Source organism: Nonomuraea sp. NPDC051191, assembly GCF_044455665.1.
Lineage (GTDB): Bacteria > Actinomycetota > Actinomycetes > Streptosporangiales > Streptosporangiaceae > Nonomuraea.
The window spans coordinates 410539-424731 of record NZ_JBITEZ010000010.1; the positions used below are offsets into that span (position 1 = coordinate 410539).

General features: G+C 68.1%; 25 protein-coding genes. 22 read left to right on the forward strand and 3 right to left on the reverse strand.

Going from position 1 to position 14193, the window contains the following annotated elements; all coding sequences use genetic code 11:
• Positions 1 to 28 precede the first annotated feature (28 nt).
• The 3 genes from ACIA8R_RS29605 to ACIA8R_RS29615 all read left to right on the forward strand — a co-directional run bounded on the left by ACIA8R_RS29605 (position 29) and on the right by ACIA8R_RS29615 (position 1625).
• Positions 29 to 334, forward strand: a complete 306-nt coding sequence (locus ACIA8R_RS29605; RefSeq protein WP_397041410.1) for an HU family DNA-binding protein — start codon at positions 29 to 31, stop codon at positions 332 to 334.
• 84 nt (positions 335 to 418) lie between these two features.
• A complete protein-coding gene (locus ACIA8R_RS29610) occupies positions 419 to 928 on the forward strand; it encodes a YkgJ family cysteine cluster protein (RefSeq protein WP_397041411.1) in 510 nt (169 codons plus the stop codon).
• Between the two features lie 43 nt (positions 929 to 971).
• Entirely contained in the window at positions 972 to 1625 is a 654-nt protein-coding gene (locus ACIA8R_RS29615) for a hypothetical protein (RefSeq protein ID WP_397041412.1), read from the forward strand.
• Here the strand turns inward: ACIA8R_RS29615 and ACIA8R_RS29620 are convergent, their stop codons facing one another.
• Positions 1626 to 2039, reverse strand: a complete 414-nt coding sequence (locus ACIA8R_RS29620) for a GntR family transcriptional regulator (protein WP_364343069.1) — start codon at positions 2037 to 2039, stop codon at positions 1626 to 1628.
• A gap of 139 nt (positions 2040 to 2178) precedes the next feature.
• Here ACIA8R_RS29620 and ACIA8R_RS29625 point away from each other — a divergent pair, with 139 nt between their 5' ends.
• Both ACIA8R_RS29625 and ACIA8R_RS29630 read left to right on the forward strand, forming a co-directional pair.
• Entirely contained in the window at positions 2179 to 2331 is a 153-nt protein-coding gene (locus ACIA8R_RS29625) for a hypothetical protein (RefSeq protein ID WP_397041413.1), read from the forward strand.
• Positions 2328 to 2966, forward strand: a complete 639-nt coding sequence (locus ACIA8R_RS29630) for a hypothetical protein (RefSeq protein WP_397041414.1) — start codon at positions 2328 to 2330, stop codon at positions 2964 to 2966. Before ACIA8R_RS29625 ends, ACIA8R_RS29630 begins: the two co-directional genes overlap by 4 nt.
• On the opposite strand, the gene ACIA8R_RS29635 is transcribed toward ACIA8R_RS29630, so the two are convergent.
• Positions 2956 to 3501 (reverse strand): hypothetical protein, encoded by a 546-nt coding sequence (locus tag ACIA8R_RS29635; protein WP_397041415.1) that lies wholly within the window; start codon positions 3499 to 3501, stop codon positions 2956 to 2958. The two genes, ACIA8R_RS29630 and ACIA8R_RS29635, sit on opposite strands and share 11 nt — an antisense overlap.
• Positions 3502 to 3848: 347 nt before the next feature.
• Here ACIA8R_RS29635 and ACIA8R_RS29640 point away from each other — a divergent pair, with 347 nt between their 5' ends.
• The 15 genes from ACIA8R_RS29640 to ACIA8R_RS29710 all read left to right on the forward strand — a co-directional run bounded on the left by ACIA8R_RS29640 (position 3849) and on the right by ACIA8R_RS29710 (position 11907).
• Positions 3849 to 4142 carry a hypothetical protein gene (locus tag ACIA8R_RS29640; protein ID WP_397041416.1) on the forward strand — a complete coding sequence of 98 codons (294 nt, stop codon included), beginning with the start codon at positions 3849 to 3851 and terminating at the stop codon, positions 4140 to 4142.
• Between the two features lie 64 nt (positions 4143 to 4206).
• Entirely contained in the window at positions 4207 to 4812 is a 606-nt protein-coding gene (locus ACIA8R_RS29645; RefSeq protein ID WP_397041417.1) for a hypothetical protein, read from the forward strand.
• A 64-nt stretch (positions 4813 to 4876) separates the two neighbouring features.
• Positions 4877 to 5608, forward strand: a complete 732-nt coding sequence (locus ACIA8R_RS29650) for a DUF2786 domain-containing protein (RefSeq protein WP_397041418.1) — start codon at positions 4877 to 4879, stop codon at positions 5606 to 5608.
• 56 nt (positions 5609 to 5664) lie between these two features.
• Positions 5665 to 6102 carry a hypothetical protein gene (locus ACIA8R_RS29655; RefSeq protein WP_397041419.1) on the forward strand — a complete coding sequence of 146 codons (438 nt, stop codon included), beginning with the start codon at positions 5665 to 5667 and terminating at the stop codon, positions 6100 to 6102.
• Positions 6103 to 6131: 29 nt separating this feature from the next.
• Positions 6132 to 6479, forward strand: a complete 348-nt coding sequence (locus ACIA8R_RS29660; protein ID WP_352365935.1) for a hypothetical protein — start codon at positions 6132 to 6134, stop codon at positions 6477 to 6479.
• A gap of 4 nt (positions 6480 to 6483) precedes the next feature.
• Positions 6484 to 6810, forward strand: a complete 327-nt coding sequence (locus ACIA8R_RS29665; RefSeq protein WP_397041420.1) for a hypothetical protein — start codon at positions 6484 to 6486, stop codon at positions 6808 to 6810.
• Positions 6807 to 7037 (forward strand): DNA-directed RNA polymerase subunit alpha C-terminal domain-containing protein, encoded by a 231-nt coding sequence (locus ACIA8R_RS29670; RefSeq protein WP_397041421.1) that lies wholly within the window; start codon positions 6807 to 6809, stop codon positions 7035 to 7037. Before ACIA8R_RS29665 ends, ACIA8R_RS29670 begins: the two co-directional genes overlap by 4 nt.
• The gene (locus tag ACIA8R_RS29675) at positions 7034 to 7474 is read left to right on the forward strand and encodes a hypothetical protein (RefSeq protein ID WP_397041422.1); all 441 of its coding nucleotides are present in this window, start codon (positions 7034 to 7036) and stop codon (positions 7472 to 7474) included. Before ACIA8R_RS29670 ends, ACIA8R_RS29675 begins: the two co-directional genes overlap by 4 nt.
• Complete coding sequence (locus ACIA8R_RS29680; RefSeq protein ID WP_397041423.1) at positions 7471 to 8025, forward strand: hypothetical protein; 555 nt, start codon at positions 7471 to 7473, stop codon at positions 8023 to 8025. The genes ACIA8R_RS29675 and ACIA8R_RS29680 overlap by 4 nt, the downstream gene beginning before the upstream one ends.
• Positions 8022 to 8486 (forward strand): DUF6166 domain-containing protein, encoded by a 465-nt coding sequence (locus ACIA8R_RS29685; RefSeq protein ID WP_397041424.1) that lies wholly within the window; start codon positions 8022 to 8024, stop codon positions 8484 to 8486. Before ACIA8R_RS29680 ends, ACIA8R_RS29685 begins: the two co-directional genes overlap by 4 nt.
• Positions 8486 to 9232 (forward strand): hypothetical protein, encoded by a 747-nt coding sequence (locus tag ACIA8R_RS29690; protein WP_397041425.1) that lies wholly within the window; start codon positions 8486 to 8488, stop codon positions 9230 to 9232. The genes ACIA8R_RS29685 and ACIA8R_RS29690 overlap by 1 nt, the downstream gene beginning before the upstream one ends.
• Complete coding sequence (locus ACIA8R_RS29695) at positions 9229 to 9609, forward strand: hypothetical protein (protein WP_397041426.1); 381 nt, start codon at positions 9229 to 9231, stop codon at positions 9607 to 9609. The genes ACIA8R_RS29690 and ACIA8R_RS29695 overlap by 4 nt, the downstream gene beginning before the upstream one ends.
• Before the next feature lie 172 nt (positions 9610 to 9781).
• On the forward strand, positions 9782 to 10609 hold the full coding sequence (locus tag ACIA8R_RS29700) for a hypothetical protein (RefSeq protein WP_397041427.1): 828 nt from the start codon (positions 9782 to 9784) through the stop codon (positions 10607 to 10609).
• Positions 10610 to 10802: 193 nt separating this feature from the next.
• On the forward strand, positions 10803 to 11708 hold the full coding sequence (locus tag ACIA8R_RS29705; protein ID WP_397041428.1) for a helix-turn-helix domain-containing protein: 906 nt from the start codon (positions 10803 to 10805) through the stop codon (positions 11706 to 11708).
• Positions 11659 to 11907 (forward strand): DUF397 domain-containing protein, encoded by a 249-nt coding sequence (locus tag ACIA8R_RS29710; RefSeq protein ID WP_357700093.1) that lies wholly within the window; start codon positions 11659 to 11661, stop codon positions 11905 to 11907. Before ACIA8R_RS29705 ends, ACIA8R_RS29710 begins: the two co-directional genes overlap by 50 nt.
• Positions 11908 to 11953: 46 nt before the next feature.
• Here the strand turns inward: ACIA8R_RS29710 and ACIA8R_RS29715 are convergent, their stop codons facing one another.
• Positions 11954 to 12187, reverse strand: a complete 234-nt coding sequence (locus ACIA8R_RS29715; protein WP_397041429.1) for a hypothetical protein — start codon at positions 12185 to 12187, stop codon at positions 11954 to 11956.
• A 521-nt stretch (positions 12188 to 12708) separates the two neighbouring features.
• Here ACIA8R_RS29715 and ACIA8R_RS29720 point away from each other — a divergent pair.
• Positions 12709 to 12891, forward strand: coding sequence for a hypothetical protein (locus ACIA8R_RS29720; protein WP_397041430.1), 183 nt, complete (start codon positions 12709 to 12711; stop codon positions 12889 to 12891).
• 353 nt (positions 12892 to 13244) lie between these two features.
• Entirely contained in the window at positions 13245 to 14192 is a 948-nt protein-coding gene (locus ACIA8R_RS29725; protein ID WP_397041431.1) for a LuxR C-terminal-related transcriptional regulator, read from the forward strand.
• Position 14193: the final 1 nt, after the last annotated feature.

Genomic DNA, 14193 nt, shown 5'->3' on the forward strand with positions numbered 1-14193 from the left:
ACCGATCAACAACGTGAAGGGATCACACATGGCCACCACCACGAACAAGCCCATGGGCAAGACCGAGCTGATCGCCGCCATCGGCGAACTGCTCGGCAACCGGGAGATGGCCGCCGACGCGGTCGCCGCCCTCATCGGCGTCATCACCCAGCAGGCCGCCGCTGGCCGCGAGGTGCGGATCACCGGGCTTCTCAGCATCAAGCCGCACCTGCTGCCTGCGCGCACCTTCCGCAACCCCAAAACGGGCGACGAGGTCCAGCGGCAGGCCCGGTGGAGCGTGAAGGTGAAGGTCGGCAGCGAGCTGGAGACCGCGGCCGCCTCACGCAAGCCGTAGCAGCCCCGAGCAGCGTGGGCGGGGCGACGCCGCCCGGCCCACGCCCGCTTCCCCCTCCCGGAGAACCTGATGAGACGTTCCGACATGGACGCCAGGCTGGCCGACCTGTACGCGCAGGTACCGCAGCCCAACTGCAAAGGGCTGTGCGCTGACTCGTGCGGCCCGATCGACATGAACGCGCGCGAGCGGCAGCGCATCCGCGCCCGCGGCGTCACCATCCCGCACCATGACGACCAGCTAGACCAGGCGGCGCGTGAAGGCGATTACACCTGCCCCGCCCTCAAGGATGAGCGCTGCTCCGTCTACGCCGACCGCCCGATGATCTGCCGCCTGTGGGGGGCCGCCGAAGCAATGGCCTGCCCCCACGGCTGCCGGCCTGAAGGCGGACTGCTATCCGACGGGCACGGCTCCATGCTCCTGTATGAGTCACTGGCCCTCGGCGCGGCCGACGCCGACGTGATCGAGCAGCGCCGACGCCAGCTGCAGCAGCGGTTCGCCGACGCCGAGTTCCGCCGGGCGTATCGGGAGTTCGTCCGCCGCCCCACACGGCTGCCCTCCACTCCGCGTCAAGGCGGCCAGGCGGCCAGCGGATAGGTCTACGATCATCGGGATACCCCTCCCGAGCGAAGGCCCCGCCATGACCGACCCTGTACGGCGTCCCGAGTGGTACAGCTCGGCGCAGCTTGACGCCTACCAGCTCGACCCCCGGCGCGGCTCGGTGCGCAAGACGGTGCTCGTGGCAGGGGAGCGGATCGGCAGCATCGAGCCTATCCGCAGCGATGCGACCGGCGCCGTTGTCGGCTGGAAGGCCCGCAGGCTGTCCGGTTTGACGGTTCCCCGCGCGTCCACTCGGTACGCGCGTGTGCAGGGAGAGGCCGTGCAGGACCTGATCGCCGACCTGCACGGCCGATGGCAGGACCAGCAGTCGCGGCCAGTTTCCGAACAGGATGCGGACGCGGGGCTCAAGCCGCCGCTGGCGCAGGAAGAACGCTCGGAGCTGCTGCGCCGCTACACCGAGGACCTGGACAGCGCCGTGGCCGAAATCGCGGCCGACTTCGACGTGAGCAGGGCCACCGTCTACCGGCTCGCGTCCGACGCCGGCGTCCACCGGCCCAACCGGCGGGGCCAGGGCCGATTGCCGAAGGTCAGGCTGACGGACGAGCAGATGGCGGACCTGCGCGCCTCGTACCCGACCGCCGAGTCTACGGTGGACATCGCCCGCAGACTCGGCATCAAGGTGGAGGAGCTCGCACGTATCGCGAGCCGGGAGGGCCTGCGCCGCCCCAGGTAGTTAGCGGGGCGGGATCTCCAGCCTCGTTCGGTTGGCTGGGAGCACGCGCTCTTGGCCGTCCTCCTCGACCACCAGGACGGGCACGCCTTGCGCGGGCAGTCCGAGGTCGCGCCGCTCGTCCGGCGTCGGCATGCGCGCGTGGACGAAGGCCGGGCCCTCCAAGACGACGGTCTGGCGCTCGACCTGCGCCGAGACGAAGCTGCCGACGCCCTTGCGGGACTCGATGAGCCCTTCGCCGCGCAGTTCGGCGAGAGCGTCCTCCACCGTGGCGACGCCCACGCCGTACTCGGCCGCCATGCGGTGCAGGGATTGCAGCTTGTCGCCCGGCGCGAGAGCGCCTGCACGGATCTTCTGGCGCAGTGCGTCGGCGAGCTGCTTGAACAGCGGGCGATCAGCTGTGTGGTCCAAGGTCACATCGCGATGACATCAGGGCTATAGCGCCGTTCCCCCTTAGCGTCTTAGCGCTTAAGCGCTAAGGTTGCGATTTAATGGCTTTCCGAAACCCGGGGGCCCATCTACCCGTGGGCGCCCCCAGCGTGACGAGGACGAAAAGATGGCATACGGCTGGGGACCAGAAGAAGAACTCATCCGCCTGGAAGACGCGCTGGCCGAGATCGGCAACAGGCAGCGGCTATGCATGCTCCTGGAGGCGGGGGAGGTGGATCCGCAGGGCGTGCGCCTCAGCGAAGAGCTGGAGGTGCAGTGATTGACCGCACCGCCGCGGGCATGCCGGTCCCGGCGATTCTCGCCAGGACGGCGGAGGCGGTCTATCAGCAGCTGATCTTCAGGCGGCACGCAGGATCCGAAGGCGGAATGCGCCTGGAGCACATCAACGTCAATCCCCGCACGGACTGGCGGCGCGGCATCCTCCTGGGCCGCGTTCACGACACGATGCGCGGAGACCCGATCTGGCGCATGCTCAACCACAAGCGGCAGTGGACGATGATGCGGAAGAACCTCTGCCAGGTGTGCCGGAGATCAGCGGTGATCCCGGAGACGGGCAGGATCTCCTACGTGGTCACGAAGACCAACTTCGTCGCCAGCGAGGTCGATCGACTGACCAACGCGCCGCCCACCTGCCGCGACTGCATCAGCCTGTCTCTGGAGTGGTGCCCCCAGCTCCAGAACTCCAGCACGGCCTACACCGTGGCCCGGACGGAGCCCGCCGGCGTTCTGGCGGATCTGTTCCGGCCCGGCGTGCTCGGCCCGGTGAGGGAGGCCAAGAACGTGTTCGTCGGCTGGGACGAGTTCGCCAGGCACCCGGTCGCGCTCGCCAAGCAAATGGTCGTGCACCTGGTGGACATGCAGGCGGCCGACCTGCCGCTTGCCGTTACGCGCTGATCGAGGCCGAGGCGGTGCCCGACCCTCGGATTCCCCTGCGGCTCATCCAGACATTGAGCGCGGTGTTGACGATGCGCTCGGGGCCGTCGCCGGTGAGCTCCCACACCGCGGTGAGACGGGCATCGGTCAGCGGGTCGAGCCTAGTGCCGATTTTCGGCGGCTCTTCCCGCCTGACTCCTCTCGGGCTGCGGCTTCTGCGGTCCTGCGTCGTGGGAGCCGCGCGGCGGGGCCGGTCCTCCGGGCGGGGGATCGGGAGGTCGCGGGGGACGTCGAGGGCGTCAGCGTAGGCGTTGATGGCCTGGATCACGATCGGCTGCGGCCCCAGCTGATAGCGCTGATGGGCGGCGGTGAGCCTGTCATTCATCTCGGGTGTGGTGCGCACCGTGAGCCGGTACAGGTCCTTCGGGGCCGTGCGCCGCGCGACTGGCGTTTTCGCTTGCGCGTTGGATATGACCGGCTTGCGTCTGGGAGCGTCAACGACGGCGAGCTGGCGAGCGTCCGGCTCTTGCTGAGACTTCGCGGCTTTCCTGGCCATCGAGGGGTGTCGCCTCCGTCGGGTCGCGGGTCACGGTCGGCTCCAGTCTTCTGCCGATGCGGAGTTTTCGCAACTGCGGCACACCTTGCGCTAGCGGAACCGCAATCAAAACCCCTGGTCAGAACCCAACACCCCCAGAACCTCTCAGAGCGTCACTCACGCGCAAACTCCCCACCCCCGAAGGATCACCCCCCCATCGCGGGAGAACCGCGCTCACACGCACCTCTCAAACACTCTCAGAGTCATTGCAACCTCGCACCGACTCTTGACATAGTGATCACCCCACCCTCCGACGCACCCCACAACGACCGCTAGCGTGACCGCTAGCACATCCGGAACGGAGCCACATGAACGACGTCATGCGCACCCTCCTCGGCGAACTCCCAGCGGCCACCGCCGCCGACCGCATGAGCCTCAAGCACCTCGTCACCCAGCAGATCACCTGCCCCAAGACCGGCGTCGTCCTGGATGTCCGCCAGGCCGTCGCCTTCACCCTGCGCGACAACAACGGCGCCCACGCTGGCTACCGGGCCGTCGACGCCGCATGGTGGGACACCAACCGTGCCACCTTCGACGACCTGGCCGCCGAGACGAACACCACCGTCGAAACCCTCGACGGTCGCACGCTGTTCACCGACTAACCAGGCCACACACCCCCGGCCCGGCCTCCGGGCCCCCTCACCTTCACCCACGAAAGGAACCACCGTGCCCAACCCCGACCGCCGCCACATCACGATCATCCTCGACCGCTCCGGCAGCATGCAGACCGTCAAGGCCGACACCGAAGGGGGCTTGAAGGCGTTCCTCGCCGAGCAGGTCACCAACGCGGGCGAGACCCTCCTGTCGCTCTACCACTTCGATGACACGTGCGAGGCGGTGTACGAGTACCGCGCGCTGGCCGACGTCCCCGACTACCGCCTGCAGCCGCGCGGCAGGACCGCGCTTCTCGACGCTATCGGCAAGACCCTCACCAGCATGCGCGCCCAGTTCGACGCCATGCCCGAGGGCGACGTGCCCGGCAACATCTCGGTCGTCATCCTGACCGACGGCGAGGAGAACGCCTCCCGCGAGTGGCGCTCCCGCCGCCAGATCCGCCGCATGATCGAGGACCTGCGCAAGAAGGGCTGGACGTTCATCTTCCTCGGCGCGGACCAGGACGCGTTCGCCGCAGCCGACGACATCGGGATCGGAGCGGACACCACCCTGTCGTATTCCTCCCACCGCACCGCCGAGACACTGACCCGCGCCGGACGGATGGTCTCTCGCGGGGGCGAGTTCACCGACGACGACCGCAACGCCACCCGTCACTGATCACCCCGGCGTCCCACCCTCTACCCCCGGCGGGGACGCCTCGACTCCCGAAGACCGGAGACCCATGACCACCGAAGCCAGCAAGAAGACCTTCAACCGCATCCGCAAGCTACTCACCAAGGCCGAGGGCACCACCAACGAGCACGAACGCGAGACGTTCATGGCCGCGGCCCGCGGTCTCATGGCCAAGTACGGCATCGACCAGGCCCGCCTCGGCTACCTCTCCTCCGGGCGGGAGAAGCCCCAGCTCCGCGAGGTCGCGTGCCCCGATCCGTTTAGCAAAGAACAGACCGTCCTGCTCCACAACGTCGCCAAGGCCCTGCGGTGCCGCAGTGTCACCATGCGCGTCCCCCGAAGCAAGGACGCCACCGTCGAGCTGGTCGGTTTCGCCTACGACCTGGACCGCCTGGAGCTGCTCTACCCGAGCCTGCTGCTGCAGATGCTCGGCGGCATGGCCCAGCAGCGCATCCCTCAGGGGGAGTCGAAGACCGTCTACCTCCGCTCGTGGGCGTTCGGCTTCATCGTCGAAGCGACCGCCAAGCTCGAAGCGGCCGAGAAGCACGCCGCCGACGAGCAGGCCGCCCAGGACAAGCCCGGCGAGGCCAGCACTGCGCTCGTCCTCCTCAAGAACGACGAGGTCGTCGACACGCTGTTCGCCAAGCTCTACCCGAAGCTGCGTCAAGCCCGCCAGGTCAAGGTCAACAACGACGCCTGGCACAGCGGCGCCGAGGCCGGCCGCCGCGCCGACGTGGGCGGCGCCCGCCTGGACACCACCCCCAAGGCATCTATTCGCTAGCGAAACCGCAGGCGGCCCTGCTGCAAGCGGGGCCGCCCCCCTATGAGAGGAGCATCGTGGCAGTTCGCTTCAACCTCACCACCACGGCGGGCATGATCTCCGCCATCCACCACCTGACCAGCCACCTCGACACCGGCCGGGTCGCCATCACCTGGGGCGACCGCGAGGAGTACACGCGGCGCATGCTCGTCCGGTTCATCGGGCTCGACCGCGACGACAACGGCAAGCTCACCCTGTTCATCCGAGACGCCATCCCCACCCCCATGGTGCAGGACTGGCTGATCTGCTGCACGGACCGGCCGCCCGGCACGGAAGACAGGGACAGCACCGACGTAATGGCCCGCTGGACCGGCGCCAGCATCGTCCTGAACCTGCCCAGGCACGCCCTCAGCGCCGAAGAGGCGCACCACCTGCACGCCCAGCTCGCCGACGCCATCCGTCAGGCGGGCGGTCCCGAGCAGTGCGAGATCGACCCGCCGGGCCCGGCGCGGTGACCGGCGCACTACCTGACGAGACGTTCCACATGCTGGCCTACGCCTGGGACGTTACCGCCGCCAAGGCGCTGGCCGCCGGACGCGAGCCGAACGGCAGGCTGGCCCCGGCCGACTGGGCGGGCATCCTGAGCCTCATCGCGACTGACAGGGACCACGCGAACGCTGTGGACCTGGACGAGCCTCTGATCGTCGTTCTCATCGCTGACGCGGGCCACTTCCCGATCGACGGCTGGCACCGCATCCGTCGTGCCCTGTTCGAAGGCATCGAGTACCTGCGGGCGATCGTGCTCAGCGCCGAAGAGGAGTACGCGATCCGCATCCATGGCGGCGACAAGCAGCCGCACTTCCTGCACCACCCCACCCACCGAAGGAGATGACGAGATGGCCGATCCCCACGCCTGGATCATCACCGAAGATCGCATCGCGACCAGGCCCGAAGAGTCCCGGGCCAACAGGTTCATCGCTTCGGCGAACGCCGATCTCACCACGCACTACCAGCTCACCCGCCGTCTGAAGGCGGGCGAAGGCACGCCGTGGCGGCTCTACGACGGCGACGGCAACCTCGACTACGCCGGCCGGATCATCGTCCCGCCGGGGGAGGAGGGCGGCGAGCTGTGGTTCGCGCCCCTTGACTGGGCCAAGGCCGATGCCGGCTCGGCAGAGATCCGCTACCTCAACACCGAGACCGGCCAGTGGGAGGTGCTGTGACCATCGCGGACCTCATCGCCCAGACCGGCCTGCCCGCCGACGCGGACATCACGGCGACACTGCCGGGCCTGACCTGGCATGTCACCACCCCCCTGAAGAGAGCGGGCATCACGACCATCGGTGAGCTGCGCGCCCGGAGCGAAGCCGAACTGCTGGAGATCCCCCAGTTCGGCCAGCGCCGCCTGGACATGCTCAAGGCTGCGCTCCACCGAGGGGAGGAGCGGTGACCGGCGCACCCGCCCACTACCTGCGCGCCGTGGACGAACTCACCACCGATCCCATCGTGCGCAAGATGGCCACCCGCCTCACCGACAGCTCCGTCGCGCAGAGCGTCAACGCTGACGGCACCCTGTCATACGCGTTCCTGCGCGACTCTGCCGCGGAGTACCTCCGTGCAGGCGGCCAGCATCGCGGCCCTGTGGGCGCGGTCGCCCACGCTTTGCTCCGCCTCCGCGCCGTAGCTGCTCCGACCGCGCCGGACCACCTCACGCCTGACGAGTCCGGAGAAGTCGCCCAACAGCCCGAGGACGAGCCGACCTCAGGGGAGACGGCGACGATCGCCCTCAACGATCCCCGAGGGTGCCTGTCCGCGCACGGCCCGAACTGCCCCCACGACCGGTGTGACCGGTACGGCTGCCTCCTGGAAGGAGATTGCTGCCAATGAGCATCAGCGCCTACATCTCCCGCGAGGGCATCAAGCAGGTCGTCGGCCTGCTCGGTGCCGCGCCAGACGATCCCTACGTCAACGTGGACATCATCCCCACGGCCGTCAGCGGCGAGGAGGAGAACCCCGTCTCCGTCTATCGCGCGGCTCTGATGTGCGGGGAACTGGTTGCCCGAGAGGAGATCGACTACGGCGCCCGCCAGGGGCTATTCGCCGTCACCTACTCCTTCGAGGGCGATGACGAGGGGAAGGTCGTCGCCGTCAAGCCGGTCGAGGAGCACGACCCCGACGCCGACCGGCAGACAGCCCGCGAGATCGTGACCGAGCTCACCGAGCGGTTCAACCTCGACGGCGACCGGTACGCCAAGCTCGGCCTGACCAGCGACCAGGTGGCCGACCTCGTCAGGCTGGGCCTGGCCGTGTGCGCCGCTTCGGAGGACGGGAACCCGCTCCACTGGGCGCTCGACTTCTTCGCCGACCCCGACGCCCTCGTCCGGCTGGGTGATGCCACCTGGCACAAGTTGGCCGACCCGTATCAGGTCATCGCATGACCGCGCCCGAGGTGATCTATCACGGCTTCCGGCGCAAGACGGGCGGCTCATTCATCGCCGTTGAGACCCCTGCCGGCGAGCAGGTCGGTGTGGTCGGGCAACTGCCGCACCACTCACCGACCGGCCTGGGGTGGGGCTACAACGGCTCCGGGGCGGCTGATTGCGCTCGCAGCCTCCTGATCGCCGCGCTCGGCGCGGACGCGGCCTGCCGTACCTGCATAGGGACGGTCAAGGTGGTGTTCGACCCCGGCACGGGCAAGGAGCTGCCGTATGAGCCTGACAAGGCCGCCACCTACGATCCGGACCTGATCTTCCGGTGTGTGTGCGGGGACGGCTACCGGATCGGGCCCGCCCTCTATCAGGCGTTCAAGTTCGCGTTCGTGGCCCAGTGGGGTGCCGAGTGGCGGATGTCCCGTGCGGACATCCTCGCCTGGCTCGCCACCCAGCCGGGAGGAGCGTGATGGGCCTGCACACCGTGACGATGGGCGCGAATGCCACCAACGTCCGCGTGCTCAAGGCCGACGATCCCGCCCTGGGCGACCTGTTCGACGGTTCCCCGCCGGACGGGTACGTGATCACGCTCACCGGCCACGACGACGAGGCCGTGGTCTGCGGCAGCCACATCGAGATCGCCGCCATCGTCCGCAAGCTGGCTGTCGAGGCCCGGCACCGGTTCGCCGGCAGCGGCGTGGCCACCGTGCCGAACTACAGCCTGCATGTGTACGCCATTGCGGCTCACCTGCGCTTCCTGTGCCTCGTGCCGGACGAGGAGGGCGCGCTGCTGGCGGCCGGGCAGATCCTCGACCATCTGCGCGGCGCCGGGTTCGACCTCATCACCCGGGCGGACGAACCGGACGTGGCCAGACCGGCGCCGCTGCCGGTGCTGTGGCCGGGCGCGGACGTCACGCCCGAGCTGCTGAAGCCGGGGCGGATCGTCCAGCGTTACCCCGAACGCAGCCGCGGTGGCCGGTGGATATCGGTCATGCCGTGCTGCGGCCGGGCGGCACGACTGCCGGACCCGCCTGGCGACGAAGAGAAGGGGGGAGGGGAGGGGGTTGCGGTGTTCTGCAACGCCTGCAAGATCCTCTACACGTTGCGCTGGCAGCAAGAGCCCGACGAAGGGTGGGGGCCGTCCTGGCTGGCCAGCTTCGAGGTCACCCACACGAAGGTGGCGACCGCCACCGGCAACTACCGGAAGGGATCATGAACGAACAGGCACGGATGCTGCTGCTCAAGGCCGCCGATGTTCAGGAGTTGAACGGGCTCCACCAGGGCGGATACTACGACCGGCGTCAGGCCGCACACGAACTGCTCGACATGCGCAAGTGCCGGGTGTGCGCGCTCGGTGCCATCGCCACGGCGGCGGGCCTGTTCCCCAACGAGATCATGTCCGGATTCCCCGGCGCAAGCATGGCCCGGCAGGCGGCGGAGCTGCTTGCCGCCTACCTCATCGAGCGCCGTCTGGCAGCCCCGTCCGAGGAGGGCCCTCTGCCTGTGGTCGGCACGAACTGGGCGGACCGTCCGGGCCAGACGGCAGCCAGTATCGCCCGCGTGATGCGGGCCGCCGCCACTAGTATGCGCTAGCGGTTACGCTATCACTCAGGCCGCTCCCCTCCTGTGGCCTGGAAAGAGAGCGTGAGAGTTGAGCGAGGCCCCGCTGTGTGTTGCCCCCCGCTGCGGCGGACAGCGGGGCCCCCGCCAGGCCGAATCGGGCTGGCTCATCTGCACGTCCTGCCAGACGCGACTGGAGCGCGACGTGCGGATCACGCCCACGCTTGAGCGGTGGCTGTCCTATCACGTCGTACCCGGCAGCGGGGGAGGGCCGAAAGTCTCCGGTAGCCGCGAGGCCCCAGTGCCGATCAGGCTGGACGTCCTCGATCACGTCGCTCACATCGAGCACATCCTGAAGTCCTGGGTGTGGCTCACCGCCGAGCACCGCGGGCTGCTGTACCCGACCCGCATGTCGATCACCGCCCTCGCGCTGTGGCTGGGCCAGGACCTGGAATGGCCGGCCAGCAGGCCGTGGGTCGGCGACATGTGCGACGAGTTCGCCGGGCTGCGCCGGACCGCGCACGCACTCGCTCCCTGGCGGGTGCAGGTGGACTACCTGACGGGCCCATGCCCGTCCTGCGACCTGCGGGCCTTGATCCAGGTGGCCGGGGAGACGTACATCGAGTGCGACCTACGGGCCGGCGGCTGCAACAGCCTCTGGACCGGGCAGGAATATCACCGCCGTGTGAAGGAGATCGCCGACGAGCACCAGGCGACTACCATGCTGACCATGGCCAGGCGACACCCCGGGCGGCTCCCCCCGGCAGAGCAGCGCGCGGAAGCGGAACGGGATCTACAGACGGTGGCAGAGGAGTACGCGAAGGCCAAACAAGCTGCCGACGAGGCGTACCAGCGGGCGATGGCCGAGCCGACGACTCGCCTGCACGCCGCGATCCGTGTTGCGGCGGCCCCGCCTGAGGGCGTTCCGGCCGCCGAGAAGAAGAGCCTGGTGACGCGGAACCGTATCTCCGAGATCACGGGTATCCCGGTTCGGGTGGTCCAGCGCATTGTCAACGAGGGCGAGGCATCGTAGGGTCGCAGCGGTTGCGTTGCTCACGAAAACCCCGGCATGAAGGTGCTGGGGTTTTCTTGTACGTCACTCCAGGCTGGGGCAGACGCGCGAGATGGCAAGAAGGTTTACAGTAATCCAGTTTTTCTGATTACGAATTCAACGCGATTAAGTGCAGGCATGGAACGTCGAACGGATGCTCCGGGACAATCGCCGCATGCCGCGCATGAGTCCGCCCTTACAACAGGAGAAGCTAGGCCGTGAGCTGCGGGCTCTGCGGCTGGCGCGGGGCCTCACCATTACTCAGGTCGCCCAGAGGTTGGGGTGCGCGAGCGGCAAGGTCTCGCAGGTCGAGAACGGCCTGACCCTAGTCACGCCTGGGTATGTACGCGACGTCCTGGACCTCTGCCAGGCGGACGAGGGAACCCGCGAGCTCTGCCTGCAGCTGATCACCGATGCCCGGCGCACGCCCTGGTGGAGACGCGGCGAATTCCGTCAGGTTCTCGGCCCGTTCATCGTCTATGAGACCGAGGCCAGACGCCTGTGCTACTGGCAGGCCCAGGTGATTCCTGGGCTGCTCCAGACGTTCTCTTACGCCTGCGAGGTCATCAGCGCCGACCGGCCATGGGAGGGGGAGGACCTCGTGCGGTTGCGGGCAAGGGCGAGAATCGCCCGGCGATGGGTCCTCAGCCATGAGTCTGATCCACTGATGGTGGACGCCATCGTGAGCGAGGACGCGCTGCATCGGCCAGTCGGACGCTCCGCGGTGATGGTGGAACAGCTCGCCCATCTCCTTGAGGTCGGCGGCTGGCCGACGGTGCAGTTGCGCGTGGTGCCGCGTTCGGTCGGCGCACACGCGGGCCTGACCTGCTCCTTCGTGCTGTTTCAAATGCAGGATGCACGGACCGTGCTGTATCGAGAGGGTGGCGTGGATGAGATCGTTGATCTCGGCGCGGGCGTTGCGCAGGAGTACGAGCGACGCTTCGAGCATCTGACCCGCGTCGCGCTGACGCCGGAGGCGTCGGCCGATCTGATCGATTCGATCCGCGAGGAGTTTGTGCGTGCCGAGCAGCATGACGAGCAGCGTGCCGAGCAAGGAGCATTTGACGGAGGCATGGCGTAAGGCCACACAGTCGGAGTCCGGGGGCTGTGTGTGGGTGCGGTTGTCGGGGAACCGCATCGAGGTAGCAGGATCGTCTCCCGCCGGAGAGGGCCCTGATCTGGCCGGGCCGATCAACCAGTTCACCCCGCACGAGTGGCGCGTGTTCCTCGCCGGCGTCAGGGGGAGCCAGCGCTTCGACCTTCCCGACGGCTCTGTGTAGGAACACGCTCCAGGTCGGCGTGCCGCGGGCCTGGAGCGTGCCATTCTCAGCGTTGGCGCTGCGCGCTGCGATGGCCATCGCGCAGGCCCGCCTCGTAGGCAATCTCAGTGGGCACGGGGGGCGGCGATGGCCAGGACTCGACCCTTTTTGTGAATGCGCTGGTGAGCAGGGCCATGACGGCGACGCTTGTGCCGGCGATGGGCAGGGGCGGCTCGCCTGCGGCGGCGAGCAGGAAAGTGAGCAGGGTGCTCATGCCGAGCACCCTGGTGGATTCGATCATGACGGCAGTCCCTCATCTTAGGGATGTTGAGCTTTGAACCACCACACTGTGTCACGCATGAATTTCATCGTCACGCCTCTGGCGTCGATCGTTACGTTCTTTCACAATCTGCACCGATCACACACAGTTTTGGTAGCGTCCCATATGGCACTTTGGTGCCATGGTTGGAACGTGCCGCCAGAAAGGCTGGACAGGAACACGGGTGGGCCATTTGCATATTCCTCCACGAGCGGTAACAAACATCGCTGACATCCAGGCTTGGCGTTCGTCAGCAGGTGAACCGCTGTATGTGGACAATCCCTCGAACTGAGAAAGGCACCACCATGCTGCCTCGACTGTCCCGCACCGCACGGACCCTGCTCGCCACGGCAGGGGCGGCCGTACTACTGGCCACCGCGACCGCGGCCTATGCCGATGACGAGCCTGCTCCCGCTACAACCGGCGCCAGCGAGCCGGTTCTCACGCAGGGGCCTACGGTAAGCCCCGAGCCGGCCGCGTCGGAGAGTCCTGCGGGTTCACCTGTGACGACCGCTCCGTCTGGCGCGCCCGTCACCACAACCAGCACCACCTATACCAAGGTCGTCAACCGTGACGGGTCGGTGACGATCACCACGACGCGTATTACCACGACAAGTCAGAGCGTCACCTACGCCAAGGCTAACGAGGTGCCCGCTGCGCTGCAGGCGCACATGGGCGGCTGGTGATCGGGACGGTGCGCCCAGCGGATGTCCGGCCACGCCGATTCGATCGTGCCTGGCTGACATCCGCGATCGGGGCGGGCACAAGCTGGATCGCCTGTCCGGCCACCCTCACCGGGGGTGGCCACCTCGGCGGGGACGAGATGCTGCTGTTCGCTGGATGGGTCGCCGCGGTGGCGCTGCCTCTCACGTTGCTGGCGGTCCGGCTCCACCCCGCCCAGCGTCGGGCGGCCAAGGCGTATCGGGCGTATCGCATGGGACACATGCATGGACGAGAGGCCGCCGCTGACAGATCTGGCAGGGCGGCCAGAACGTAGAAACAGGTCCCGGCCTGACGGGGCCCAGGCCATGGGGAAGGCATGTACCAGATTTTCGGCCTCGACGACGACGCCGAGGCGCTCTACCGTCTGTTGTTACGCGAAGGGCCCCTGCGTGCGGACTCCTTCGCGCTCAACCCGGCAGAGGGCGCCATCATCGAGCGGCTACGCGATGATGGGTTGATCTACGGGGAAGACGTGCTCACCGCAGCCCGCCCCGGCCTAGCTTTGAAGGGCCGGCTGCTGGAACGGCAGCGTGCCATCAACGCGGCCGAGGCGCTGATGTCCGAGTATGAAGCGCTCTACCAGTCGAACAGCCGTCACTACAGCGACGGCGTGCCGGTCGAAGTGCTGACCGACCCAGCGCACATCCGGCGGACCTTCAGCCACATCGAGGGCTCGGCCCGCAGCGAGCTGCTGTCGTTCGTGACAGCCCCCTTTCAGGTCGTCACGGGGGATCGGCATGTGGTGGACCCCAGCGATCACCCGCGGTGCCGGATTCTGGTGGAGGAAGAGGCGTTCACGGACGAGGCCGCCGTCGCGGCCGCGCAGCACTCGGCCGACAGCGGGTGCGAGGTCCGCGTCATCGACAGGCTGCCGTTCAAGCTGATCATCGGCGACCGGCGCCAGGCGCTGGTGCCTCAGGCCCCTGGGGAGACGATGCCGGTGCTGCTGGTCCACGCGGGTACGGTGCTGGACGCGCTGGTGGCGACGTTCGACGTGTTCTGGGAGCGGGCCCTGCCGCGCAGGACGGCCTGGCGCAACAACGGAACGGATGACACCAGGCCCACTCAGCAGGAGATTACGATCCTGCGGCATCTGGCCAGGGGAGCCACTGAGCAGCAGATCGCCACGACGCTCACCATCTCCAAGCGCACGGTGATTCGCCGAATCCAGCAGCTCATGGATCGGGCCGGCGTGGACACGCGCTTTCAGCTCGCTCTGCACGCGGCGCGCGCCGGGTGGCTGTCGAAGGTAGTCGACGCCTGAC